The following is a 23,887-nucleotide window of genomic DNA, read 5'->3' as shown; positions in this document are numbered from 1 at the left end:
GCAGACTGGCCGGACGCGGGGCCCCGGGTCTTCGGGGGTGGGACCGCGGTGGGACGAGAGGGAGTGGGTGCGTGAGTCAGCTGGTGACGGGGGAAGCGGTGGTGCTCGGGCTGCGGCCGGCGCGGCTGGCGAGCCGTGGGCTGGCGGTGGCGGTCGATCTCGCGGTGGCCTGGGGGACATACATCGCGGTGACGCTGGTGATGCTGAGCGCGGCGTCCTCGATGGACAGTGCGGTGCTGGCGGCCGTCCAGGTGGCGACGTTCGTGCTGGTGCAGGTCGGGGTCCCGATCGCGGTCGAAACGCTGAGCCACGGGCGGTCGTTGGGGAAGCTGATCTGTGGGCTGCGGGTGGTCCGGGAGGACGGAGGGCCGATCCGGTTCCGGCACGCGCTGGTGCGGGGTGCCATGGGGGCCGTCGAGATCGTGATGACGATGGGGGTGTTGGCATCGGTGGCGTCCCTGGTGTCGGCTCGGGGGCGGCGCCTGGGCGACGTGTTCGCCGGGACGCTGGTAATACGGGAGCGGGTGCCCGAGGCGGAGGGCGCGGGCGTGCAGTTGCCGGAGCCGCCGCCGTGGCTGGCCGGGGAGGTCGGGGGGCTCGATCTGTCGCGGGTCCCGGACGGGTGGTGGCTGGCCGTGCGGCAATGCCTGGGGCGGCTGGGCGAGTTGGACCCGCAGGCGGGCGCGGCGGTGGCCTGGCGGCTCGCCGGGGATCTGCGGGGCTTCGCGGGGGCGGAGCTGCCGGCGGGGGTGGATCCGGTGGTGTACCTGGCCGCGGTGGTGCGCGAACGGCAGGGGCGGGAGTCCCGGCGGGCGTTCGGGGAGGGCGGCGTTCCGGGGGTGGCTTCGGGGGGCGTGCCCGGGGGTGCGGCCCCTGGGGGCGGGGTGCCGACGGGTGGCGCTGTGGTGGGAGCAGCGTCCTCGGGTAAGAGGGGTGCGGTGGTGGCCGGTGGGGCGTGGGCTGCGCCCGGGGGTGCCGTGGCGACAGGGCAGGCGGTGGCTGGCCAGGTGGCCCGGCCCGCGGGAGAGGACGTGCCGGGTGACGGGCCGCGTGGGCGGTCGTCGACGGGCGGCGGGACGGGGTTCGCGCCGCCGGTGTGAGCCGGACGGAAGGCGCGCGGGGGCAGTCGCGAGACGGGCAACCAGTGAGGACGGCAGGGCGGGTGGGGGCCAACTGCCCGTCCACCGGCTCGCGTTCATCGGCAGTGGTGCTTCGGCTCGCGGTGTGGTGCGTGCGGTGCCGCTCCCTTCCTCCGCGTCAGGTGAACGTCGAGGGCGGCGAGTCGAGGGATTCGAGTTCGATGCCGGGGGCGGCGAGGACGACGTCGCCGGCGAGGTGGACGGCGTGCTGTTCGCCGGTTTCGAGGTCGGTGACCTGGTACTCGTCGGCGATCAGCGGGGCGTTGTCAGTGGCGTGTGGTGTGCTGGAGAGCAGCGCCCAGGACTGGTCGAGGGTGCGGGGTGCGAGGACGGGGGGTGTGAAGGCGACGAGGCGGACGCGGGTGGCTCCGGCGCCGGCGGTGAGGCGCAGCAGCCGGGCGGTGGCGACGAGGAACGCCGGTGAGGCGCCGGTGAAGGCGTGGGCGGGGACGTTGCCCTCGGTGGCGTGGGTGCCGGTGGGGTCGGTGCGTACCCAGGTGACGCCGTCGAGGGCGGCGCCGCGGACCTGCCAGGCGACGGCGTGCAGTTCGAGGCGGAGGGGGCGGCCGAGTTCGTCGAGGGTGAGGTCGACGGAGCCGGTGTGTTCGCCGGCGGTGTTGAGGGTCTGGGAGACGTAGCGCCAGCCGGAGGGGCCAGTGGCGCAGTGGAAGTGTTCTTCGCCGAGGGGGGTGTGGTCGTGCGGGTCGTGCAGGGAGTAGTGGCCGCGGGGCATGGGGGTGCAGTCCTTGGGAGCGGGGGGTGGGGCGGTGCGCGGGTGGCGCGGGGGTTTCCGGGGGTTCTGCGGGCCAGGCCCCCGCCCGGAGGGCGAGGGCCTGGTGCCAGCGGCTGCTGGGGGTGCCGGGTGCCGGTCCGCGGGCGGACCGGTGGCGGCTCAGTAGCGGTAGTGGTCGGGCTTGTACGGGCCCTCGACCTCCACGCCGATGTACTCGGCCTGCTCCGGGCGCAGGGTGGTGAGCTTGACGCCCAGCGCGTCCAGGTGCAGCCGGGCGACCTTCTCGTCCAACTGCTTGGGCAGCACGTACACGTCGGTCGGGTACTGCTCGGGCTTGGTGAACAGCTCGATCTGCGCCAGCGTCTGGTCCGCGAAGGAGTTGGACATCACGAACGACGGGTGACCCGTGGCGTTGCCCAGGTTCAGCAGCCGGCCCTCGGACAGCACGATGAGCACCTTGCCGTCCGGGTGGGTCCAGGTGTGCACCTGGGGCTTGACCTCGTCCTTGACGATGCCCGGGATCTTCGCGAATCCGGCCATGTCGATCTCGTTGTCGAAGTGGCCGATGTTGCCCACGATCGCCTGGTGCTTCATCTTGGCCATGTCCGCGGCCATGATGATGTCCTTGTTGCCCGTCGTGGTGATGAAGATGTCGGCCGTCTCCACCACGTCGTCCAGGGTGGTGACCTGGTAGCCGTCCATCGCCGCCTGCAGCGCGCAGATCGGGTCGATCTCCGTGACGATCACGCGGGCGCCCTGGCCGCGGAGGGACTCGGCGCACCCCTTGCCGACGTCGCCGTAGCCGCAGACGACGGCGGTCTTGCCGCCGATCAGGACGTCGGTGGCCCGGTTGATGCCGTCGATGAGGGAGTGGCGGCAGCCGTACTTGTTGTCGAACTTCGACTTGGTCACCGCGTCGTTGACGTTGATCGCCGGGAACAGCAGGACGCCGTCGCGGTGCATCTCGTAGAGGCGGTGGACACCGGTGGTGGTCTCCTCCGTCACGCCACGGATCTCGGACGCCAACTTCGTCCACTTCTGGGGCTGTTCGGCCAGCGTGCGGTTGAGCAGCGCCAGGATCGCGGCGTGCTCCTCGTTCTCCGCGGACTCCACCGCCGGCGCCTGGCCGGCCTTCTCGTACTCCACGCCCTTGTGGACGAGGAGGGTGGCGTCACCGCCGTCGTCCAGGATCATGTTCGGGCCACCGGTGGGGACGTCCGCCCAGGTCAGCGCCTGCTCGGTGCACCACCAGTACTCCTCAAGCGACTCGCCCTTCCAGGCGAAGACCGGGACGCCCTGGGGGTTCTCCGGCGTGCCGTTCGGGCCCACCGCGATGGCCGCGGCGGCGTGGTCCTGGGTGGAGAAGATGTTGCAGGACGCCCAGCGCACCCGCGCGCCCAGGGCGACCAGGGTCTCGATCAGCACGGCGGTCTGCACGGTCATGTGCAGCGAGCCGGTGACCCGCGCGCCCTTCAGCGGCTGCTGCGCGGCGTACTCCTTGCGGATCGCCATCAGGCCGGGCATCTCGTGCTCGGCGAGGGTGATCTCCTTGCGGCCGAAGGCGGCGAGGGACAGGTCGGCGACCTTGAAGTCCTGGCCGGTGGCTGCTGTGGTCATACGGGCTGCTCCTCGGAGTCGAGGTTGATCGGGCATTTCGGGCAGTCTGCGGCGCGGGTCGGGGTCCCGGGGTTCTCCGGGCGTAGGCGAGCCTACGGGGAGGCGGGTACACCTCTCCCCTTGCCGCAGCGCAGTCCGTCGGAGGCCCTCTCTCCCTCGGTCGGTCCGCGGTGCGGACCGCCCGACCGCCATCAGCAGCGACGTCTGGCACTGGGGTCGAATTTACACCGATCCGATCCGTGGCCCCAGACCGCATGGTCTTCTCCGCCGGCTTGGCTTCGTCGGGCGGTTGGTTGGCTTGTTCCGTGTGGTGCGGGGAGGGCGGGCCCCGGGGGGACGGTGCGGGCCCCGCCTCCCTGGGGGTGGCGGGGCCCGCGGTGGTCAGTTGGTGCCGGGGGGCGCGGCGGCGGCCCGCTCGTCGTAGATGTCGGGTTCGAGGTAGATGACGCGGGCGATGGGGACGGCTTCCCGGATGCGGGCCTCGGCGGCGTTGATGGCGTCGGCGATCTGGCGGGCGGTGTCGTCGTGCTCGACGGCGATCTTGGCGGCGACGAGGAGTTCCTCGGGGCCGAGGTGGAGGGTGCGCATGTGGATGACGCGGGTGACGACGTCGCCGTCGACGAGGGCCGCGCGGATCTTGGCGATCTGGTCCGGGCCGGCCGCCTCACCGAGCAGCAGGGACTTGGTCTCGGCGGCGAGGACGAGGGCGATCAGCACCAGCAGGGCGCCGATCGCCATGGTGCCGATGCCGTCCCAGACGCTGTTGCCGGTGACGAGGGTGAGGACGACGCCGCCGAGGGCGAGGACCAGACCGATCAGGGCGCCGAAGTCCTCCAGCAGCACGACGGGGAGTTCGGGAGCCTTGGCCCGGCGGATGAACTGGGTCCATGTCTGCTGGCCGCGCAGCGTGTTGGACTCCTTGACGGCGGTGCGGAAGGAGAAGCCCTCGGCGATGACGGCGAAGAGCAGGACGCCGACCGGCCAGTACCAGTTGTCCAGCGGGTGGGGGTGCTGGATCTTCTCCCAGCCCTCGTAGAGCGCGAAGACGCCGCCGATGGTGAACAGGACGATGGAGACCAGGAAGCCGTAGATGTAGCGCTCGCGGCCGTAGCCGAAGGGGTGTTCTGCGGTGGCGGCGCGCTTGGCCCGCTTGCCGCCGAGGAGCAGCAGGCCCTGGTTGCCGGAGTCCGCGATCGAGTGCACGCCCTCGGCCAGCATCGAGGACGAGCCGCTGAAGGCGAAGGCGACGAACTTGGCTGCGGCGATCGCCAGGTTGGCGCTGAGCGCCGCAACGATCGCCTTGGTACCGCCGGATGCGCTCATGGGTGCGCAGGTCCCTTCCGTAGACCGGGCTTTACCGCTCCTTTAACGCGGTTGCGGCGGTCATTGTCGCAGTCGGGCCGGTGGGGGATGGCGGGCGGCCGGATGCCGGACGGGCCGTTACGCGACGACGGTGGCGCGGAAGAGGGTGCCGTCCCCGCAGGCGGTGAGGTGTTCGCCGGCGGGGGCGAAGACGGAGCCGCCGGGGGCCAGGGTCAGCTCCCGGGTGGTGCCGGCGTCGCTGGTGAGGCGCACGGTGCCGGCGGTGCAGAGCAGGATCTGCGGGGTGCGGGCGGGCAACGGGCGCGGGGTCCCCCCGGGGGCGAGGAGGAAGCGGGAGAGGCGGAACTCGTCGACGGGGGTGTCGTAGACCTCCTCGCCGTCGACGTCCTCGGGGCGCAGCACGCCGGCGTCGCGGGGCTCGAAGCGGACCACGCGCAGGAGTTCGGGGACGTCGACGTGCTTGGGGGTGAGGCCGCAGCGGAGCACGTTGTCGGAGTTGGCCATCAACTCGACGCCCAGGCCGCTGAGGTAGGCGTGCGGGATGCCGGCGCCGAGGAACAGGGCCTCGCCGGGCCGGAGTTGGACGTGATTGAGCAGCATCGCGGCGAGGATGCCGGGGTCGCCGGGGTGGTGGTGGGCGAGGTCGGCGTAGGCGGCGTACGCCTCGGCGTGCGGTCCGCCCTTGGGGGCGAGGTGGGCGGCGGCGGTGGCGGCGCGTTCGACGGTCTCGGCGATGGCGTGCCGTTCGGCGCCGAGGACGGCGGTGAGCACCTCGCGCAGGGCGGATTCCTCGGGGTTGGCGCGCAGGATGTCGACGTACGGCTTGAGGTCGGCGACGTCGAGGCCCTCCAGGAGGTCGGCGGCCTCGGCGGGGTGCCGGAAGCCGCACAGGCCGTCGAAGGGGGTGAGGGCGCAGAGCAACTCGGGCTTGTGGTGCGGGTCCTTGTAGTTGCGGTGCGGGGCGTCGAGGGGGACGCCGCGGGCCTCCTCGGCGGCGTAGCCGGTCTCGGCCTGGATGCGGTCGGGGTGGACCTGGAGGGAGAGCGGGGCGCCGGCGGCGAGGATCTTGAACAGGAACGGCAGCCGGGGGCCGAAGGCGCGGACGGTCTCGGCGCCCAGTTCGGCCTCGGGGTCGGCGGCTATCACGTCGGCGAGGGAGACCGGGCCGTCGCCGCGGTCCAGGCGGGAGGGGGCGCCGGGGTGGGCGCCGAGCCACAGCTCGGCCTGCGGCTCGCCGGTGGGCGGGACGCCCAGGAGGTCGGGGAGGGCGGTGAGGGAGCCCCAGGCATAGGGGCGCACGGTGTTGACGAGGCGGTCCATGGGGCGGCTGCTTCCTGACGTGGCGTGGGCGGTCCGGTGGGGCGCGGGGCCCTGCTCCCTAAGAGCTCGGGGCCGGGCCGTCTGCCGCGGGCCCCACCGGAGCCATGATCACTCGGTGCCGGCGAGCGCCAGGTAAACGGCGCCGAAATCGGCGATGGCGAGGAGTTCCGCGGCGCGTTCCAGGTCGCTGCCGGCGGTCGGCTCCAGTGCGCTGAGGGGGGTGTCGCGTTCGTCGGCGAGCTCCTGGGCGGCGCGGGTGGCGGAGAGCGGGCCGGGTGCGTCCTCGCGGAGCAGGACGACCCGCGCGTGCAGGGCGGCGGGCTGTTCGACGCGGTCGCGGAAGAAGTCGTCCGGGTCGGCGCCGGCGGCCAACGCGCCGGCGAGCAGCGCGCGGTGGGTGGTGAGCGCCTCGGGGAGGTCGGCGGCAAGGGCGGGGCGGCCGGCCAGTCCGGCGAGTTCGGTGGCGAAGTGGCGGCCGACGGCGCCGGCGATCAGGCCCTCGGTCCAGATGAGCGGGAGCGCGTCGGCGAGGTCGGCGGCGAGGGTCTTGCCGGGGTTGGTGTAGGTGGGGATGGCCGGGCCGCAGCGCTCGGCGACCTGGTCGAGGCGGTCGGCCAGCTTGCCGATGTCGTCCACGGAGGCGCTGATCAGGCCGATCCGGTCGGCGAGCACCAGCAGCGGGATGAGGACGGACCAGAGGGTGCCGGGGGCGGCCGGCGGGGCGCCCTCGACGTCGAACTCGGCGTCGTAGTCGGTGGTGGCCAGCGGGACGGCCAGGCCGCGGGCCTGGACGACGGCGTCGGCGAGCGGGCCGCCGGCGGGGGTGACGGCGACGACCGCGCAACCGCGGCGGTAGGACTGCTCGACGAGTTCGGCGAGGCCGGGGTCGGCGGCGTCGGGGCCGGCGACGAGGAGGAGGTCGAGGGGGCCGGCCCAGCCGGGGAGGGTCCAGCGCAGCGCACCGGGGACGGGGGCGACGCCGGTGGGCTGGATGAGACTGACCGGGCAGCTTCCGCCGCTGAGGGCGCGCAGCAGGTCGGCGACGCCGGCGGCGGCCGGGCTGGGGCCGGCGACCAGGACGGCGCGCGGGCGGCCGTCGGGGGTCAGCTCGGGGATGCCGGACTCGGCGGCGCTGCGGGCCGCGGTGCGGACCCGGGCGCCGGATTCGGCGACGCCGCGCAGCAGGCCGAAGCGGTCGGCGCCGGCCAGCGCCTCGGGAGCGTCGAGGAGTGACTCGTCGAGCATGGTGGCGCGGCCTCCGATCGCCGGCGGGGCGGGTGGTGCCGGGTCAGGCGGGGCGGACGGCTTCGTCGACGAGGAGGACGGGGATGCCGTCGCGGACCGGGTAGGCGAGGCCGCAGGCGCCGGAGGTGCAGACCAGCTCCGCATCAGACGCCGGACCCGAAGGGTCTCCGCCCGGGGTGGTGGCGGGAGACGGGTGGGAGGCTGCGCTGCGGTCCTCCAGCGGGGCGTGGCAGGCCGGGCAGGCGAGGATCTGGATCAGGCTGGCGTCGACCGGCATCGGGGCTCCTTCGGCGTGGTTGCGGCGTGGCCAGCGTACCGCCGGAGTGGGGGCCGGGGCTTGCCCGGAGGGGTGGGGCTGCGGGGAGGGCCGGGCGGCCGGCCCTCCCGTGGGTGGCGGTGGGTCAGCCGCGGATGATCGCGAGGGCCTCGTCGCGGATGCGGTCGACGGTGGCCCGGTCGCGGGCCTCGGCGTTGAGGCGGAGCAGCGGCTCGGTGTTGGAGGGGCGGACGTTGAACCACCAGTCGGCGGCGGTGACGGTGAGGCCGTCGAGCTCGTCGAGGGCGATGCCGTCGCGGCCTTCGTAGGTGGCCTTGAGGGCGGCCAGGCGGCCGGCCTGGTCGTCGACGGTGCTGTTGATCTCGCCGGAGGCGGCGTAGCGGTCGTACTGGGCGACGAGCTGGGACAGCGGGCCGGCCTGTTCGCCGAGGGCGGCGAGGACGTGGAGGGCGGCGAGCATGCCGGTGTCGGCGTTCCAGAAGTCGCGGAAGTAGTAGTGGGCGGAGTGCTCGCCGCCGAAGATGGCGCCGGTGCGGGCCATTTCGGCCTTGATGAAGGAGTGGCCGACGCGGGTGCGGACGGGGGCGCCGTCGTGCTCCTTGACGACCTCCGGGACGGACCAGGAGGTGATGCAGTTGTGGATGACGGTGCCGCCGGGGTGCTTGGCCAGTTCGCGGGCGGCGACCAGGGCGGTGATGGCGGACGGGGAGACCGGGTCGCCGTTCTCGTCGACGACGAAGCAGCGGTCGGCGTCGCCGTCGAAGGCGAGGCCGAGGTCGGCGCCGACGGCGCGGACGCGGGCCTGGAGGTCGGTGATGTTCTTGGGGTCGAGCGGGTTGGCCTCGTGGTGGGGGAAGGAGCCGTCCAGCTCGAAGTAGAGGGCGTCGAGGTCGAGGGGCAGGCCCTCGAAGACGGTGGGGACGGTGTGGCCGCCCATGCCGTTGCCGGCGTCCACCACGACCTTCAGGGGGCGGATGGCGGTGAGGTCCACCAGGGAGCGCAGGTGGGCGGCGTAGTCAGCGAGGACGTCGCGCCGGGCGACGGTGCCGGGGCGGGCGGCCGGCTCGGGGGCGCCCTGCTCGGTCCAGCGCTCGACCAGCGCGCGGATGTCGGCGAGGCCGGTGTCCTGGCCGACGGGGGCGGCGCCGGCCCGGCACAGCTTGATGCCGTTGTACTGGGCCGGGTTGTGCGAGGCGGTGAACATCGCGCCGGGCAGGTCCAGGGCGCCGCTGGCGTAGTAGAGCTCGTCGGTGGAGCACAGGCCGATCTCGGTGACGTCGACGCCGCGGGCGGCCGCACCACGGGCGAAGGCGCGGGACAGGCCGGGCGAGGAGGGCCGCATGTCGTGGCCGATGACGATCGCGTCGGCGTCCGTGACCTGGACGAAGGCCGCGCCGAAGAGCTCGGCCAGCGCCTCGTCCCACTGGTCGGGGACCACACCGCGCACGTCGTACGCCTTCACGATCTGCGACAGGTCAGTCACGCCAGCCTCCTGGGGTCGCCTACGGGGGGTCACAAACCTACCCGTACGTTCTGTACGGGGGCCGTGAACCAGCCGGGTACGGGGGCGGGCGGGCCGGTGACGGCCCGGTGCTCAGGAGTCGGGCGAGCGCAGGACCCGGAGGTGGCCGCGGCGGGCGACCTCCATGGGGTGGCCGTCGCGGCCCGTGGGGGTGGGGGTGTCGGTGCCGCCGGCGGCGCGCTCCTGGGGGCGGGCGGCCTCGCGGACGGCGTTGGCCAGCGCTTCGAGGTCGTCGCCGCTGGGGCGCGCGGGTCCGGGGTCGATGGCGAGGCGGACGACCTCCCAGCCACGGGGGGCGGTCAACCGCTCGGAGTGCTCGGCGCACAGGTCGTAGCAGTGCGGTTCGGCGTAGGTGGCGAGCGGTCCGAGCACGGCGGTCGAGTCCGCATAGACGTACGTCAGCGTTGCGACGGCGGGGCGGCCGCACGCAGTGCGCGAACAGCGACGTACAGGGCTCACGACGTTGGACGGTACCGCACTCTTGAGCGGGCCGCGACGACTCTCCCTCGGCTCACCCAACCGTGTCGTCCCGCTTCGTCCGATGCGTCTGACCTGCACCCCCCGGCCGGGGGGCGGTACGGAGGTGACCGCCGAGGCCGTGCGGTGGGCGGGATCCCGAGGGCATCCCATCACCAGGTAGTGCATTTCATGTCATTCCGCGTCGGACCGCGGGAGTTGGGCGGTCGGATGCGGTGCGGCAAACGGACCGAACCGGGTCTGGTCCGGTCAGCCGGCGACAAGTGGCGAGTTGTCGCACAACGCCGTGCCGGTCGTCCCCGGAGGGCTACGCTCGATCTGATGGACAGCCCCGTACCTCCCCGTCCTGCGGAGCCCCGGCCCCGGCGCCGCGACCGCCACGGCCGTGGCATGCGCGGCCCGATCGCCCCTCCCCAGGTGCCGCTGTCGGTGAGCCGCGGCGACGCGTTCGCGGACCTGGTCTACGACTCCCGGGACCGGCTGGAGCGGCGCTGGCCGCAGCTCGCACAGGTCGACTTCCTGGTGCTGGAGGTGCCGGGGTTCGGGCTGGACGGCGGGGCGGATCCGCTCCTGGAGGACGACGTCGTGCCGCTGGGTCGGGTGCTGCCGGCCGGCGACGAATATCGCGATCGGATCGTGATCTACCGCAGGCCGGTGGAGATCCGCACGAAGGGCCGCGACGAGCGGGCGCTGCTGGTGCACGAGGTCGTCGTCGAACAGGTCGCCGAGTTGCTGGGGCTCGCGCCGGAGTCGGTGGACCCGCGCTACGGGCAGGAGTGAGCCGGCGGCGCGGGTGTCGCCGCTGAGGGGCGGTGATCGGCCGTCAGCGGGCGAGCAGGGACAGGTCCTGGCCGGCGGTCGGGACGAGCACCGAGCCGCGGTCGTCGGGCAGCGGCTGGATGGTGAAGGCGGGCAGCCCGCCCTGCGGGACCTCCAGCATCCGGGCCGCGTAGACCGGGCCGCTGCCGGACTGGGGCTCGACGGTCAGCGCGTAGGAGCCCTTCAGGCCCGTCGGTTGCGGCGGCTGGACGGCGAGGCTGGTGCCGCCCTTGACCGTGTACGTCTTGCTGGTCGGGGTGCCGCCGCCGCTGCCGGCCGACGCGGTGACCTTCACCTTGGCGTCCTTGCCCTTCTGGGGGGCGACGAGGGTGAGCGTGCTGCCCTTGGCGCGGTTGTCGACGGCGGTGCCGCGGGCCTCGATCGGCCGGGTCGCCGGGATGAACGCCATCTCCTGGTTGTCGCCCTTGCCGCGGACGACCCGCAGCGCCGCGGCGATGGGCGCCGCGGAACCGTCGCCGCTGGGGGTGAGGACCAGCGAGCCGGCCTCGCCCTTGGTGACGTCCTTGAGGTCGACGGTGGCCGTCATCCCGCTCTTGACGTGCAGGCTGTCGAGGCCGGTCGGGGTGATCAGGCCGGTGGGCGTGGCCAGTTGGACCTTGAGGTCGGCGTCGGAGTTGCCGGGGGCCACGGCGACGAGCTGGACGTCGGTGGCGTCGGAGGGGATGCCGGGGAGGACGGCCTCGGGGGCCGGGTCGGCGGCGGGCGGCAGCCAGTCGCCGCCGCTCTTGGCGTCGGCGGCCTGGACGGCGGCGCCGACCCGGCCGGAGCGGGCGGTGACGTGCAGCGCGGCGCCGTCGGCGGGGCCGCTGGTGAGGGTGGAGAGCAGCACCGGGACGGTGGTGTGCGGCGGCACGGTGATGTCCTCGCCACCGCCGCTGCCGGTCAACGGGCCGTCCTTGCCGCGCATTTCGAGGTCGACGACGGCCGGCGCGCTGTCGGGGTTGGTGAGGTGGACGTAGTCGGTGCGCCCGGCGGCGGTGCTGACGCCGGGGAACCAGAACTGGGTGTCGGGGGCGGTGCAGCTCAGGCCCTGGAGGCCGCGGCCGGAGCCGGCGGCGATGCTGGTGGTCTGCTGGACGGTCCAGCCGGGGGCCAGCACGCCGTCGGCGGAGCCGGCCAGGGCGGGGGCGTTGGCGCTGTCGGTGCTGGCGGTGACGGGCTTGCCGGCTTCCTGGAGGGGCACCAGCGGCTTGCTGTCGGCCGGCGGCACGGTCGCCGGCGCCCCGCCCTGGTCCACCGCGCCGCCCTTGCCCTTGGCGTCCTTGCCGCCCTTGCCGGCCGGGTTGCCGTGGCTGTCGGCGAGCGTCCCGGTGGGCCGGAGTTGGGCGGTGCCCTTCTTGGTGTCCGCGCCGGCCGCCGCCCCCGGGGGCGCGAAGGCGGTGTAGGTGGTGTCGGCGACCTCCGAGGAGCTGGGCGCCGGGCACACCAGCGTGGACCGCTGGACGGGCAGCCGGGTGCCGCTGGTGGGGGCCGCGGTGGTGCCGTCGCCGGGGGCCGCGACCGCGGCGACGCCGGTGACCGCGGCCAGCGCGGCGGCCGCGGCGGTCAGGGACAGGATGGTGCGCTTCACTGCTGGTCGCTCCCGTCACGGCGCGGCTCGGGGAAGGCGCCGGGGTACGTCGTGCCGTCGTAGTGCTGCGGGTGCTGGGGCTGCTCGGGGTGCTGGGGCTGCTCCACCGGCCCGGCGTCGGGGTAGGGCGACTGCTGGCCGTAGCCGTACGGGTCGTAGGCGCCCGCCTGGTACGGGTCGGTCGCGTAGCCGCCGGACTGGTAGCCGCCCGCCTGGTAGGGGTCGGCCGGCGCGGGCTGCTGCTGGCCGTCGTAGTAGCCGGGCTGGTACGGGTCGGCCATCGGGGCGTAGGGCTGCTGGTCGGCGGCCGGGTCCGGGGCGGGGGCCCAGCCCTCGTAGGAGGGCTGCGGCGGGACCGCGGCATACGGGTCGACGACCGGGGTCGGGTCCGGGGCCGGCGCGGCGGCCGGCGGCTCCTCGGCGCTGCGGGCGGCCGGGATGTCGGTGGCCTGGGCGGCGGTGCCGGCGGCCTCGGCCTGGGCGCGCAGCCGGCGGGCCCGGCGCCCCTCCCCCGCGACCGGGGCGGTGACCACGGCCGCGGGGGCCTCCTCGGGCAGGTCGTCGTCGATCTCCCGCCGGCGTCCCGGCAGCGCCATCACGACCAGGACGAGCGCCAGCAGGCCCTGCGCCCACAGCCAGAGGGTGTGGCCGAGGGGGTTGTCGTGGGTGAGGTCCAACCGGCCGCCGTTGGACGGCAGTTGGAAGCCCTGGGCCCAGCCGTCGACGGTGACCGGCTTGAGCGGGGTGCCGTCGAGGGAGGCGTGCCAGCCGTCGTCGGCGGCGTCCGCGATCCGCAGGATCCGGCCGGCGGGCCCCGCCGGCACCTTGGTGGTGTGCGCGTCGACCGGCCCGGCCGGCACCGGGACGGGGGCGACGGCGTCACCGCTGGCGGTGCCCTCCTTGGTCGGGCCGGGCACGATCGCGATCCGGGAGACGCGCTGGTCGACCCGCCACAGGGCGCTGCCGTCCTCCTGGCTGAGCCGGGTCAGGCCCGGGGTGGCGTCCAGGACGCGGCCCATCTCCCGCGGGGCGCCCTTGCGGACCAGGATGTAGCGGACCGCGTAGCCGCCGAGCCGGTCGGTCTGGTCGGCGCCGGAGCCGGCGACGAGGTGGGCGACGACAGCGTCCAGGCGGGCGTCCGGGCCGGCCTCGGCGGCCAGGTCCGCGTCGCCGAGCTGGGCGCCGGCGCCGCGCACGAGGGAGTAGTCGACGTGGCCGGGGGTGCCGTCCAGGACGAGGGTGCGGGCCCGGTCGGTGGTGGTGGACTCCTCGGCGACGAACGCCGGGACCTGGGTGGCGTCGCGCCGCTGGACCGGGCCGGCGGCCCCGGTGATCATCCAGCTGACCGCCGCGTAGAGCGGGGCGATCAGGCAGGCCAGGGCGATCAGCACGGCGGCCGGCTGCTTCCAGCCGAAGCCGAGCGCGGTCATCCGGGTGCGGATGCCCTCGGCACCGAGGGCGGCCGCGCACAGCAGCGCCAGGCCGTAGACGAGCAGGGCCGGGCCGGTCCAGCCGGAGCCGTTGCCGAGCGCCGCGCACAGCAGTCCGACGAGGGCGACCGCCCAGGCGGTGCGGATCGCGCTCTGCCGGGCGTCGCGCAGGGTCGCGCCGAGGGCGGCCAGCACGACGCCGAGGAGCAGCAACCCGCCGACGGCCTTGGGGCCGCCGGGGCTGATCCCGATGAGGTTCAGGACGGAGGCGGAGCCGGCACCGTAGTCGAGGCCGACCTCGCGGAAGAACCGCGACGGGTTGGCGAGCAGCGACAGCGACCAGGGCGCCAGCACCACGAGCGGGGCGAGCGCCACGGCCAGGAACCGCAGCAGGTAGGGCACCAACAGGCCGCGGTTGCCGTCCAGGAACCGCAGCACCAGAAGGCCCACCCCGAGCAGCACCGCGATCGGCCAGACGATCGGGGTGAAGGCGGTGGTGACGGTGACCAGCAGCGCGTACGCCCAGGCGGCCCGCCAACTGGGCCGGGTGCCGGGAGCCAGCCGCAGCCCGCTGGCGGCGACCGCCGCGCGGGCCATCAGGGGCAGCAGGATGGCCAGTACGGCGGTGCCCAGGCGGCCGCCGGCGAGCGCGCCGGTGGCGGCGGGCAGGAAGGCGTAGGCGATGCTCGCCCAGGCCCGCAGCAGCCGGGAGGCGACGAGGGGGCGGGAGGCGAAGTAGGCGGTGAGGCCGGCCAGCGGCACCGAGCAGACCAGCAGCAGGGTCAGGGTGAAGCCGGTGCTGCCCAGGAAGAGCGAGGAGAGCGCGGCGAGCACGGCGAGGTAGGGCGGCGCCGCGGCGGTGTCGCCGACGCCGACCGGGTGCCAACTGTCGACGTACGAGGACCACAGCGCGCCGAGGCCGCCGGGCGCCGGCAGCAGGGCGCCGCCGACCAGCGAACCGCCGCCGAGCAGCCCCCGGCAGGCGATCAGCGAGACGACCAGCAGGACGAGGAAGAGCACCGGCGCGGGGCGGCGGGCGATCCGCTTGAGCCGCGCGAACTGCTCGATCTCCAGGTAGTCGGCGTCGTCGCCGCCGGGCCCGGACTCCACCGCGCCGTGCCGGCCGGCGGAGGCGACGTCGGGGGCGGCCCGGCCGGCGAGGTTGCCGGCGACCTGTTCGACGGTGGCGCGGACGGTCGCGCCGGGCGGCGGGAAGAGCGAGCGCAGCTCGCCCGCGTCGACCGTCGGCTTCCCGCGTCGCTTACGGGCCGCGAGGATCTTCCCCGGGCGCAGCAACGTGCCGAAGAGTCCGGCGAGTTCGTCCAGGGCCTGCCCGGGGACCTTGCCGACGAGGTAGGCGACGACCCGCAGCAGCGTGCCGATCAGCAGCCGCAGCAGGGTGTACGGGAGCAGCGCGCCACGGGTGTTGGCGAGCAGGGCGTAGACGGCGCCGGCCTTGTCGACGCGGTGCGGGCTGGCCACCGAGCGGCCGACGCAGTCGATGGGGCGGCGCTCGCGGGCGGCGGCCTCGGCGTGCCGCAGCGCCGCGTCGGGGGCGATGAGCACCTGGTGGCCGGCGGCCTGGGCGCGCCAGCACAGGTCGACGTCGTCGCGCATCAGCGGCAGCCGGCGGTCGAAGCCGCCCAACTGCTCGTAGACGTCGCGGCGGATGAGCATGCCGGCGGTGGAGACGGACAGGACCGGGCGGACCTGGTCGTGCTGGCCCTGGTCCTGCTCGCGGCGGTCCAGCCCGGTCCAACGCCGGCCGCTGCGGGCGATGCTGACGCCCGCTTCGAGCAACTGCCGGCGGTCGTACCAGCTGCGCAGCTTGGGGCCGACGACGGCGGTGGACGGGCTGGCGTCGGCGACCCGCAGGAGCTCGGCGAGCGCGTCGGGCGCCGGCGCGCAGTCGTCGTGCAGCAGCCACAGCCACTGGACCGGTTCCCCGTGCGGGAGTTCCGGCAGGTCGTACGCCTCGTCGTGCCAGGTGCGGCTGACGGGGTCCCAGCCGCTGGGGCGGCGCAGGTAGGGCAGGTCGTCGGGGCCGAGGACCGGGGCGGTGCGCACCGCCTCGTCGACGGCGGTGCCGAATCCGGAGCGGCGGGCGAGGTGGAGCACGCGGTCGTCGCCGATCGCCTCGGCGAGGAGTTGGGCGGAGTCGTCCGCGCTACCGGTGTCGGCGCCGATGACGTTCTGCACCGGTCGCTCCTGGCCGAGCAGCCCGGCGAGCGCGTCGGGCAGCCAGCGGCCGCCGTCGTGCGAGACGATCACGGCGGTGACGACGTGCCGCGGGAACTCCGGTGCGGCGGTTGCGTAGGGGGCGGACTGGGCCGCCGACTGGCTGTGCACGGACATCGAGGTACGGGCCCTCCGGACCCGGGAGTTCGGGGCCCGCGGCGAAGTCGCTCAAGGCCCCCGCCCCCGGAAGACACTGCGACGGACTACGAGGGACACGCGCACCCCGCGCCGGCGGTGCGGGCGTGTCTCGGACGGGGCCCCACACTAATGGTTCGCGACGGGGCACCGATCGGCTCCGTACACAGCAAACCGCCTCCGGCGGACAGGGCGCCGGAGGCGGTGCGTTCGGTATAGGTGGATATGGGGAGTTGGAGAGGTGCGGCGGCGCGGTCGGCACGGCCGCGGGGTGCGGGGTGCTGGGCTGCCACGGTCAGACGGCGGCCTTCTTCAGGCGGCGGCGCTCGCGCTCGGACAGACCGCCCCAGATACCGAAGCGCTCGTCGTTGGCGAGGGCGTATTCGAGGCACTCGGACCGGACTTCGCAGGCGAGGCAGACCTTCTTGGCCTCGCGGGTGGAGCCACCCTTTTCCGGGAAGAAGGACTCGGGGTCGGTCTGGGCGCACAGTGCGCGCTCCTGCCAGCCGAGCTCCTCGTCCGCCTCCTCGACCAGCAATTCCTGGAACAGCTCGGTCATGTGCGCCCCTCGTCTGTCTTTACGTCCCCGTGATCAAGCCGTGATCGAAATCGGCTGAACGACACGAGTGAAATTACAAGTGTGCTGATCCGGGCCAGTCAAGCCGAGATCTGCTATTGGGCCTCTTATTCACTCTGCGGAACCAAGCGTATGCGGAAAGTGTTCAAATCATCCAAAACTAGGACACTTCACCGGGCAATCAACCCGTGGCCTCCTTCTCACCGAGTGAGACGCCACCGGACACCTTTTGCGTTGCACTTCGCGCGCCAGAGCGGGGAAGATCACAGCGGGGTCACAGCTCTACAACGGCCGCCCCGGGTGCGGATGCTGGTCCGCTTCTCCTCACCGGGGGTCGCACAAACCTTTCTCCGAACGGCGTAACCGGATGAGGTGAACGCCGCCGACCCCCGCGCCCTCCGTTTGACATCGCGCTGCCGCCCCGTGTCTCCTTGTCCGCATGCCAGCGACCTCCGCGCACCGACTGACCCGCTCCTACGGGTCCCTCTGCGCCGTGCAGGCCCGCTGTCGCTGTTCGAGCTGTCGTAGCCACTGAGCTCCAGCCGCCGCGCTCGGAACACCCCTCCCCCAGCCACCGCTGGGAGGCACCCGCAGCGCACCGCTTCTCCGCGACCACCGCGCCGTGCCCCCACAAGGAAACGGCCCGCGCCGTGCCGCACCCTCTCCCGCCCCGCCCCGCGGGGTTTCGCGCGTACGCCCAGCACTCCCGCCGAGGAACCCGTCCATGAACAGCGACGTCCAGATCGCCGGCGACCCGCTCGCCATCCCCCACCTGCTGCCGCCCGTCCCCGCCCACCCCAGCACCGTCGCCGGCTTCGCGGGCCTGGCCCGCTCGATCGCCGCCGACCGCGACGCCTGGGCACCCCTGGTCCGCTACGACGCCACCACCCGCTGGTACCACCGGCTGCGCACCGGCCCCCAGTACGAGGTGTGGCTGCTGAGCTGGCTGCCCGGGCAGGGCAGCGGCCGGCACGATCACGGGCCGTCGTCGGGCGTACTGACCGTCCTGGAGGGCGAGTTGACCGAGCACACCGCGGACGGGCCGCGCGGCCTGACGGCCGGGAACCAGCAGGTCTTCGCCCCCGGTTACGTCCACGAGGTCGTCAACGACGCGCTGGTGCCGGCCGTCAGCCTGCACGTCTACTTCCCGGGCCTGACCGAGATGCCGATGCGTCCGCGCGGCCGCCTCCGTCCGGCCGGGGCGGCCCCCGCGCAGGAGCCCGCGGCCAACTGACGCCCCGCGCCCGGTCCGTGGTCCGGCCTTCCCCAAGCTCCCAACTCCGTCCGGGCAAAGGGGAAACCCCATCCCCCTCAAGGACTCGGCCGGCGGCTGACATGCTTATGGGCATGCGCATTGTGGTTCTGGCCGGCGGTATCGGCGGCGCCCGCTTTCTGCGGGGACTGAAGGCAGCGGCTCCGGACGCGGACGTCACCGTCATCGGCAACACCGGTGACGACATCCATCTGTTCGGGCTGAAGGTGTGTCCGGACCTGGACACCGTGATGTACACGCTCGGCGGCGGCATCAACGAGGACCAGGGCTGGGGACGGGCCAACGAAACGTTCCGGGTGAAGGAGGAGTTGGCCGCGTACGGCGTCGGGCCGGAGTGGTTCGGGCTGGGCGACCGGGACTTCGCCACCCACATCGTGCGGACCCAGATGCTGGGCGCCGGCTATCCGTTGAGCGCCGTCACCGAGGCGCTCTGCGACCGTTGGCAGCCGGGCGTGCGGCTGCTGCCGATGTCCGACGACCGGGTCGAGACCCATGTGGCCGTCGAGGACGAGAACGGCGAGCGCAAGGCGGTGCACTTCCAGGAGTACTGGGTGCGGATGCGGGCCTCGGTGCCGGCGCTGGCCGTGGTGCCGGTCGGCGCCGAGGAGGCCAAGCCGGCGCCCGGCGTGCTGGAGGCGCTCGCCGAGGCCGACGTGATCCTCTTCCCGCCGTCCAACCCGGTCGTCAGCGTCGGCACGATCCTGGCCGTGCCGGGCGTCCGGGAGGCCGTCGCGGCGTCCGGGGCGCCGGTCGTCGGGCTGTCGCCGATCGTCGGGGACGCGCCGGTGCGCGGGATGGCGGACAAGGTGCTGGAGGCGGTCGGCGTCCGGTCGACCGCGGCGGCGGTGGCCCAGCACTACGGCGCGGGCCTGTTGGACGGCTGGCTCGTGGATGACGTGGACGCCGGCGCGGTGGCCGAGGTCGAGGCGGCGGGGATCCGTTGCCGGGCGGTGCCGCTGATGATGACCGACCTGGACGCGACCGCGGCGATGGCCCGCGAGGCGCTGGCGCTGGCCGCGGAGGTGCGGGCATGACCGGGACGGCTCCGGAGCCCGGCTACCGGGTGTGGGCACTGCCGGGGATCCCCGAGGTGCGGCCGGGCGACGACCTCGTGAAGCTGATCGCGGCCGCCACGACGGCCGAGGGCGCGACCCAACTCGCCGACGGCGACGTGGTGGTGGTCACCTCGAAGATCGTCAGCAAGGCCGAGGGGCGGATCATCGAGGCCACCGACCGCGAGGCGGCGATCGACTCCGAGACGGTGCGGGTGGTGGCCCGCCGCGGCACCCTGCGGATCGTGGAGAACCCCCAGGGTCTGGTGATGGCCGCGGCCGGCGTGGACGCCTCCAACACCCCTGCCGGCACGGTGCTGTTGCTGCCCCTGGACGCCGACGCCTCGGCCCGCGCGCTGCGCGCCGGGCTGCGCGAGACGCTCGGCGTGGACGTCGGGGTGCTGATCAGCGACACCTTCGGGCGGCCGTGGCGCAGCGGGCTCACCGACGTCGCCATCGGGGCGGCCGGGGTGCGGGTCCTGGACGACCTGCGCGGCGGCACCGACGCGTACGGCAATCCGCTCAGCGCCACCATCGTGGCCACCGCCGACGAACTGACCGCCGCGGGCGACCTGGTGAAGGGCAAGGCGACCGCGCTGCCGGTGGCGGTGGTGCGCGGGCTGCCGCACGTCGTGGCCGAGGAGGCGGAGACCGACGAGGGGGAGGTGCCGGGGGCCCGGGCGCTGGTGCGCGACGCCGAGAACGACATGTTCCGGCTGGGCACCTCCGAGGCCGTACGGGAGGCGGTGACGCTGCGGCGCACGGTGCGGGAGTTCACCGACGATCCGGTGGACCCGGGCGCGGTGCGGCGCGCGGTGGCGGCGGCGCTGACCGCGCCAGCGCCGCACCACACCGCGCCGTGGCGGTTCGTCCTGCTGGAGTCGGCGGAATCCCGGACCCGGCTGCTGGACGCGATGCGGGACGCCTGGGTGGCGGACCTGCGCGCGGACGGGAAGTCGCAGGAGTCCATCGCCAAGCGGGTGCGCCGCGGCGACGTGCTGCGCAACGCGCCGTACCTGGCGGTGCCGTGCATGGTGCTGGACGGGTCGCACGCCTACCCGGACGCGCGGCGCGCCGCCGCCGAGCGCGAGATGTTCGTCGTCGCGCACGGCGCGGGCATCCAGAACTTCCTGGTGGCGCTGGCCGGTGAGCGGCTGGGGTCGGCGTGGATCTCCTCGACGATGTTCTGCCGGGACGTGGTCCGGGAGGTGCTGGAACTGCCGGCGGAATGGGAGCCGATGGGGGCGGTGGCGATCGGGCGGCCGGCGGCGCCGCCCCGGGAGCGGCCGGCGCGGCCGGTGGACGGCTTCGTCACCGTCCGCTGACGCGTCACCGTCCGCAGACGCCGCGCGCGGTGGGCGGCGCCGCCCCGGTCACAGCCGGGCGATGTCGCCCACCGGGAAGCGTGGGGCGCGGCGCGGCGGGACGAGGCCGGAGAGCAGGATCAGCCGGGCCGCGCGGTGCCGTTGGCCCTCGTAGGGCGCGAGGAGCTTGAGCATCTCCTCGTCGGTGGTGCCGCGGCGGCCGGTCAGCGCATAGCCGATGATGTTCGGCAGGTGCAGGTCGCCGACGGTGAGCGCGTCGGGGGCGCCCAGGGCGCGCTGGAGGGTCTCGGCGGCCGTCCACGGGCCGATGCCGGGGATCGCGGTCAGCCGGCGGGTGGCGTCGGCGAGCTCCATCGACGCGGCCTGTTCCATCCGCGCCGCGGCCCGGACGGCGCGCACGATCGCCGACGACCGCTTGGCGTCGACGCCCGCGCGGTGCCACTCCCAGGACGGGATCAGCGCCCAGGCGCGCGGGTCGGGCATCACCCGCAGCCGGTCCCAGGGGCCGGGGGCGGGCGTGCCGTGCCGCTGGAGCAGCAACCGCCAGGCGCGGTAGGCCTCGTCGCTGGTGACCTTCTGCTCCAGCACCGAGGGGATCAGCGACTCCAGGACCAGGCCGGTGCGGGCGAGCCGGACGCCGGGGTGGCGGCGGCGCGCCTCGTGCACGACCCGGTGCCGGGCGGTCAGTTGCTCCGGCTCGTCGCACTCGCCCAGCAGCTCCGGCAGCTTCTCCAGCAGCCACTGCGCGCCCGGGCCCCAGGCCGTCGCCGCGACCGTCCCCTCGGCGGGGCGGGCGACCAGGCGCAGGGTGCCGGGGCCGGCGGGGGTGCGGGAGGCGCGCCAGACCTCGTCGCCGCGGACCGCGAACGCGGGGTCGCCGGGGCCGCGGCGCAGCACCCCGAGGGTGCGGTGCAGGTCGTACGGGCCGGGCGGTACCCAGGTGCGGGCGGGCATGGGGCCAGGTTAGGCGATCGGGCGCGGGCCCGGTCCCGGCTGTGGACGGGCCGCCGGTCGACGGCCCGTCGTCACTGGTCGGAGGAGAAGCGGACCGCGCCGGCCGGGATCTCGGCGCCGCACCAGATGCGGATGCCGCCGCGCAGTTCGTTGTCGGCGCCGACCACCGCGCCGTCGCCGATCACCGCGCCGTCCAGGACGGTACGGGCCCCGATCCGGGCCCCGGCGCCGATCAGCGAGTCGTGGATCCGGGCGCCCTCCTCGATGACCGCGCCGTCCAGGACGGTGCTGCCGTCCACCTGGGCGCCGGCCCCGATCCGGGCGGTGGGGCCGACGGCGGTGCCGCCGGTCAGCTTGGCGTCCGGGGCGACCTCGGCGCCCTCCAGGACCAGGCGGTCGCCGCAGCGGCCGGGGACGGCCGGGGACGGGGCGCGCCCCTGGACCAGGTCGGCGGAGCCGCGGACGAACGCCTGCGGGGTGCCGAGGTCCAGCCAGTAGGTGGAGTCGACCATGCCCTGGAGGTGGGCGCCGTCGGCGAGCAGGCCGGGGAAGGTCTCGCGCTCGACGGAGACCGGGCGGCCGGTGGGGATGGTGTCGATGACCGACCGGTTGAAGACGTAGGCGCCGGCGTTGATCTGGTCGGTGACGATCTCCTCGGGGGTCTGCGGCTTCTCCAGGAAGGCGGTGACCCGGCCGGTGTCGTCGGTGGGGACCAGCCCGAAGGCGCGCGGGTCCTCGACGCGGGTGAGGTGCAGGGAGACGTCGGCACCGGCGGTGCGGTGGGTGTCGACCAGGGCGCGGATGTCGAGGCCGGTGAGGATGTCGCCGTTGAAGATCAGCACCGGGTCGTCGGGGGCCGAGTGCAGCCGCGAGGCGACGTTGCGGATGGCGCCGCCGGTGCCCAGGGGCTCGACCTCGGTGACGTATTCGAGGTGCAGGCCGAGCGCGGAGCCGTCGCCGAAGTACGGCTCGAAGACCTCGGCGAGGTAGGACGTGGCCATCACGACGTGTTCGACGCCGGCGGCGCGGGCGCGCGCGAGCTGGTGGGTGAGGAAGGGCACGCCGGCGGCCGGGACCATGGGCTTGGGCGTGTGCACCGTCAGCGGGCGCAGCCGGGTGCCCTTGCCGCCGACCAGGAGGATCGCTTCGGTCACTGTGTCCTCAGTTCGCTGTGGGGTGGTCGGCCGGTGGGCGGACCAGTGTAGGCAGACGGTCCGCCGGCCGCCCTCGGCGGGACGCCGGGACGGGAGCCGGGCGACGGGTCCGGCGGGGTCCGGCGGGGGCGTTTGCGGTCCCTAGGACGGGCCGGGGCGGCGATCGGTTCAGTGCCGCGGATGACGGCGAAGTGACCGGCGGGTGACGAGTTTCACGGCGAACGGGGCCGGGTGGCGGGGAGCGTTGTCGACGGTCCGGTGTGCGGTCGTCAGCGGCCCTGGAGGCGGGCCGCGGTCTGGCGGATCGCCGGGAGGTCGGCGTAGAGCAGGGCACCGGGGCATTCGGTCTTGAAGCCGTCCCGGTGGCCGGAGATGACGTGCTGTCGGACGACCATGCCCTTGCGGTAGAGGTTGCCGCCGGTGGACGTCATCGGGGTGCTGCCGCGCGGATCGGCGCTGTGCAGGCCCAGTTTCCAGGCCGCCAGCCGGCCGAGCGCCTCGACGGCGGGCGGCGGCGGCGCGGTCTTCTGGAAGGTGCCCAGCAGGGCGATGCCGGTGCTGTCGTTGTTGAAGCCGAGGGTGTGCGCGCCGAGGACCGGCTTGGCGACGCCGCCGGCGCGGCCCTCGTAGACGGTTCCGCACTTGTCGATCAGGAAGTTGTAGCCGATGTCGCGCCAGTGGCTGCTCTTGACGTGGAAGCGGTACAGCGCGCGGATCACCAAAGGGGCCTGCGCGCAGGTGTAGTTGTTGCCGGTGGCGCTGTGGTGGACGAAGGCGGCGCGGACGGCGTGGGTGTAGACGAAGCGGGCCTCGCGGAGCCGTTCGTCGGCGCCCCAGCCGGCCCGGGTGACGATGCGGGGGCGGGCGCCGATGTACGCCGGCCCGTTGGGGGTGGGTTCGCCGGCGGCGGCGATGTCGGCCCGGGCGGCGGCCTGGTCGGCGGCGGGGATCTCGGTGGCGCCCGGTGCGGCCAGCGGCGCGTTGGCGGCGGAGCTGGCGGCGGCCTCGGGGCTGACGGGCGGTTCGCCGCGCAGGGCTGAGGTGTTGGGGCCGGGGTCGACGAGTTCGAGCCGCAGGCCGTGCGGCAGGACGACGGGGGCGCGCACGGCGACGGACGCGGCGTCGGCGCCCTTGGCCGGGTCGGTGCCCGGGGTGAGGGTGAGGCGCAGTTGGACCGCGTCGCTGGCGCCGACCCACAGCGGGGCGGTGCTGCCGCGCGCCGCGCTGCCGTCGCGGGCCTCCTCGGCACCCGGGTCGGGGGCGTCGTCGCTGGCGTTGGTCAGCTCCTGCCAGCCGGACCAGGTGCCACTGCCGCGGGCCCGGGTGCGGACCTGGGCCCGGCCCTGGAGCGCCACCGAGGCGTCGTCCCAGACGACGCCGACGAGGGAGAACGGGCGCACCCTGCGGGTCGTCAGTTCCCGGACGACGGGCCGCCGTGGGGCGGCCGAGGTGCGCGGGGCGGCCCGGCCGAGGGCGTCCAACGGGAGTGACTGGGTGGCGCCCGGTAGGCCACGGGCCCGCGCCGTGCCGGGCGCGGCGGCGGGGCGCGCGGCGGCCGGGGCGGGGGGCAGGGCGAGGGCGGCCGTGCACGCGGCGCCGAGGCAGGTCGCGAGGAAGGGGCGCATGGGAAATCCTGGGCACGGCCGAGGGCCGCCCGCCATCGCTGGTCTGACGGGGCATCGGCCG

General features: G+C 74.7%; 19 protein-coding genes. 5 read left to right on the top strand and 14 right to left on the bottom strand.

Annotated elements, in window-relative coordinates; genetic code table 11:
- The first annotated feature begins 71 nt into the window (after positions 1 to 71).
- Positions 72 to 1,100 carry an RDD family protein gene (locus tag PV796_RS23885; RefSeq protein WP_274915409.1) on the top strand — a complete coding sequence of 343 codons (1,029 nt, stop codon included), beginning with the start codon at positions 72 to 74 and terminating at the stop codon, positions 1,098 to 1,100.
- A gap of 157 nt (positions 1,101 to 1,257) precedes the next feature.
- On the opposite strand, the gene PV796_RS23880 is transcribed toward PV796_RS23885, so the two are convergent.
- The 8 genes from PV796_RS23880 to PV796_RS23845 all read right to left on the bottom strand — a co-directional run bounded on the left by PV796_RS23880 (position 1,258) and on the right by PV796_RS23845 (position 9,695).
- Positions 1,258 to 1,872 (bottom strand): hypothetical protein, encoded by a 615-nt coding sequence (locus tag PV796_RS23880; protein ID WP_274915408.1) that lies wholly within the window; start codon positions 1,870 to 1,872, stop codon positions 1,258 to 1,260.
- A 159-nt stretch (positions 1,873 to 2,031) separates the two neighbouring features.
- A complete protein-coding gene (ahcY, locus tag PV796_RS23875) occupies positions 2,032 to 3,489 on the bottom strand; it encodes an adenosylhomocysteinase (protein WP_274915407.1) in 1,458 nt (485 codons plus the stop codon).
- A 381-nt stretch (positions 3,490 to 3,870) separates the two neighbouring features.
- Positions 3,871 to 4,812 (bottom strand): cation diffusion facilitator family transporter, encoded by a 942-nt coding sequence (locus PV796_RS23870; RefSeq protein WP_274915406.1) that lies wholly within the window; start codon positions 4,810 to 4,812, stop codon positions 3,871 to 3,873.
- A gap of 117 nt (positions 4,813 to 4,929) precedes the next feature.
- Positions 4,930 to 6,132 carry a mannose-6-phosphate isomerase, class I gene (manA, locus tag PV796_RS23865; protein WP_274915405.1) on the bottom strand — a complete coding sequence of 401 codons (1,203 nt, stop codon included), beginning with the start codon at positions 6,130 to 6,132 and terminating at the stop codon, positions 4,930 to 4,932.
- A 108-nt stretch (positions 6,133 to 6,240) separates the two neighbouring features.
- Entirely contained in the window at positions 6,241 to 7,377 is a 1,137-nt protein-coding gene (locus tag PV796_RS23860; protein WP_274915404.1) for an SIS domain-containing protein, read from the bottom strand.
- Positions 7,378 to 7,420: 43 nt separating this feature from the next.
- The gene (locus PV796_RS23855; RefSeq protein WP_274915403.1) at positions 7,421 to 7,654 is read right to left on the bottom strand and encodes a Trm112 family protein; all 234 of its coding nucleotides are present in this window, start codon (positions 7,652 to 7,654) and stop codon (positions 7,421 to 7,423) included.
- 124 nt (positions 7,655 to 7,778) lie between these two features.
- The gene (locus PV796_RS23850) at positions 7,779 to 9,137 is read right to left on the bottom strand and encodes a phosphomannomutase/phosphoglucomutase (protein WP_274915402.1); all 1,359 of its coding nucleotides are present in this window, start codon (positions 9,135 to 9,137) and stop codon (positions 7,779 to 7,781) included.
- Between the two features lie 111 nt (positions 9,138 to 9,248).
- Positions 9,249 to 9,695, bottom strand: a complete 447-nt coding sequence (locus tag PV796_RS23845; RefSeq protein ID WP_274915401.1) for a DUF3499 domain-containing protein — start codon at positions 9,693 to 9,695, stop codon at positions 9,249 to 9,251.
- A 279-nt stretch (positions 9,696 to 9,974) separates the two neighbouring features.
- On the opposite strand from PV796_RS23845, the gene PV796_RS23840 reads away from it, so the two are divergent.
- Positions 9,975 to 10,433, top strand: a complete 459-nt coding sequence (locus PV796_RS23840; RefSeq protein ID WP_274915400.1) for a metallopeptidase family protein — start codon at positions 9,975 to 9,977, stop codon at positions 10,431 to 10,433.
- A 43-nt stretch (positions 10,434 to 10,476) separates the two neighbouring features.
- Here PV796_RS23840 and PV796_RS23835 read toward each other — a convergent pair whose 3' ends face one another.
- The 3 genes from PV796_RS23835 to PV796_RS23825 all read right to left on the bottom strand — a co-directional run bounded on the left by PV796_RS23835 (position 10,477) and on the right by PV796_RS23825 (position 16,425).
- Complete coding sequence (locus PV796_RS23835) at positions 10,477 to 12,063, bottom strand: DUF5719 family protein (RefSeq protein WP_274915399.1); 1,587 nt, start codon at positions 12,061 to 12,063, stop codon at positions 10,477 to 10,479.
- Positions 12,060 to 15,848, bottom strand: coding sequence for a glycosyltransferase family 2 protein (locus tag PV796_RS23830; RefSeq protein ID WP_274915398.1), 3,789 nt, complete (start codon positions 15,846 to 15,848; stop codon positions 12,060 to 12,062). The genes PV796_RS23835 and PV796_RS23830 overlap by 4 nt, the downstream gene beginning before the upstream one ends.
- 313 nt (positions 15,849 to 16,161) lie before the next feature.
- Positions 16,162 to 16,425 (bottom strand): WhiB family transcriptional regulator, encoded by a 264-nt coding sequence (locus tag PV796_RS23825; protein ID WP_003983763.1) that lies wholly within the window; start codon positions 16,423 to 16,425, stop codon positions 16,162 to 16,164.
- Between the two features lie 742 nt (positions 16,426 to 17,167).
- On the opposite strand from PV796_RS23825, the gene PV796_RS23820 reads away from it, so the two are divergent.
- The 3 genes from PV796_RS23820 (at position 17,168) to PV796_RS23810 (ending at position 20,093) form a co-directional block, all read left to right on the top strand.
- Positions 17,168 to 17,677 (top strand): cysteine dioxygenase, encoded by a 510-nt coding sequence (locus PV796_RS23820; protein WP_274915395.1) that lies wholly within the window; start codon positions 17,168 to 17,170, stop codon positions 17,675 to 17,677.
- Positions 17,678 to 17,790: 113 nt separating this feature from the next.
- Positions 17,791 to 18,750 carry a 2-phospho-L-lactate transferase gene (cofD, locus tag PV796_RS23815; protein WP_274915394.1) on the top strand — a complete coding sequence of 320 codons (960 nt, stop codon included), beginning with the start codon at positions 17,791 to 17,793 and terminating at the stop codon, positions 18,748 to 18,750.
- Positions 18,747 to 20,093: a coenzyme F420-0:L-glutamate ligase gene (locus PV796_RS23810; RefSeq protein ID WP_274915393.1), complete on the top strand. Its 1,347-nt coding sequence runs from the start codon at positions 18,747 to 18,749 to the stop codon at positions 20,091 to 20,093. The genes cofD and PV796_RS23810 overlap by 4 nt, the downstream gene beginning before the upstream one ends.
- 48 nt (positions 20,094 to 20,141) lie before the next feature.
- Here PV796_RS23810 and PV796_RS23805 read toward each other — a convergent pair whose 3' ends face one another.
- The 3 genes from PV796_RS23805 to PV796_RS23795 form a co-directional block, all read right to left on the bottom strand.
- Entirely contained in the window at positions 20,142 to 21,047 is a 906-nt protein-coding gene (locus PV796_RS23805; RefSeq protein ID WP_274915392.1) for a DNA-3-methyladenine glycosylase family protein, read from the bottom strand.
- 71 nt (positions 21,048 to 21,118) lie between these two features.
- Positions 21,119 to 22,201 (bottom strand): nucleotidyltransferase family protein, encoded by a 1,083-nt coding sequence (locus tag PV796_RS23800; RefSeq protein WP_274915391.1) that lies wholly within the window; start codon positions 22,199 to 22,201, stop codon positions 21,119 to 21,121.
- 269 nt (positions 22,202 to 22,470) lie between these two features.
- Complete coding sequence (locus PV796_RS23795; protein WP_274915390.1) at positions 22,471 to 23,826, bottom strand: peptidoglycan recognition protein family protein; 1,356 nt, start codon at positions 23,824 to 23,826, stop codon at positions 22,471 to 22,473.
- Between the last annotated feature and the right edge of the window lie 61 nt (positions 23,827 to 23,887).

The sequence above is a fragment of the Streptomyces sp. WZ-12 genome, assembly GCF_028898845.1.
Taxonomy (GTDB): domain Bacteria; phylum Actinomycetota; class Actinomycetes; order Streptomycetales; family Streptomycetaceae; genus Streptomyces.
The sequence above is the reverse complement of the archived record's forward strand: the minus strand, read 5'-3'. Positions and strand labels throughout refer to the sequence as shown.

Coding starts and splice junctions, on each gene's coding strand:
- PV796_RS23880 (WP_274915408.1), bottom strand. CDS start 1,872: ATGCCCCGCGGCCACTACTCCCTGCACGACCCGCACGACCACACCCCC.
- ahcY (WP_274915407.1), bottom strand. CDS start 3,489: ATGACCACAGCAGCCACCGGCCAGGACTTCAAGGTCGCCGACCTGTCC.
- PV796_RS23870 (WP_274915406.1), bottom strand. CDS start 4,812: ATGAGCGCATCCGGCGGTACCAAGGCGATCGTTGCGGCGCTCAGCGCC.
- manA (WP_274915405.1), bottom strand. CDS start 6,132: ATGGACCGCCTCGTCAACACCGTGCGCCCCTATGCCTGGGGCTCCCTC.
- PV796_RS23860 (WP_274915404.1), bottom strand. CDS start 7,377: ATGCTCGACGAGTCACTCCTCGACGCTCCCGAGGCGCTGGCCGGCGCC.
- PV796_RS23855 (WP_274915403.1), bottom strand. CDS start 7,654: ATGCCGGTCGACGCCAGCCTGATCCAGATCCTCGCCTGCCCGGCCTGC.
- PV796_RS23840 (WP_274915400.1), top strand. CDS start 9,975: ATGGACAGCCCCGTACCTCCCCGTCCTGCGGAGCCCCGGCCCCGGCGC.
- PV796_RS23830 (WP_274915398.1), bottom strand. CDS start 15,848: ATGTCCGTGCACAGCCAGTCGGCGGCCCAGTCCGCCCCCTACGCAACC.
- PV796_RS23825 (WP_003983763.1), bottom strand. CDS start 16,425: ATGACCGAGCTGTTCCAGGAATTGCTGGTCGAGGAGGCGGACGAGGAG.
- PV796_RS23820 (WP_274915395.1), top strand. CDS start 17,168: ATGAACAGCGACGTCCAGATCGCCGGCGACCCGCTCGCCATCCCCCAC.
- cofD (WP_274915394.1), top strand. CDS start 17,791: ATGCGCATTGTGGTTCTGGCCGGCGGTATCGGCGGCGCCCGCTTTCTG.
- PV796_RS23810 (WP_274915393.1), top strand. CDS start 18,747: ATGACCGGGACGGCTCCGGAGCCCGGCTACCGGGTGTGGGCACTGCCG.
- PV796_RS23805 (WP_274915392.1), bottom strand. CDS start 21,047: ATGCCCGCCCGCACCTGGGTACCGCCCGGCCCGTACGACCTGCACCGC.
- PV796_RS23795 (WP_274915390.1), bottom strand. CDS start 23,826: ATGCGCCCCTTCCTCGCGACCTGCCTCGGCGCCGCGTGCACGGCCGCC.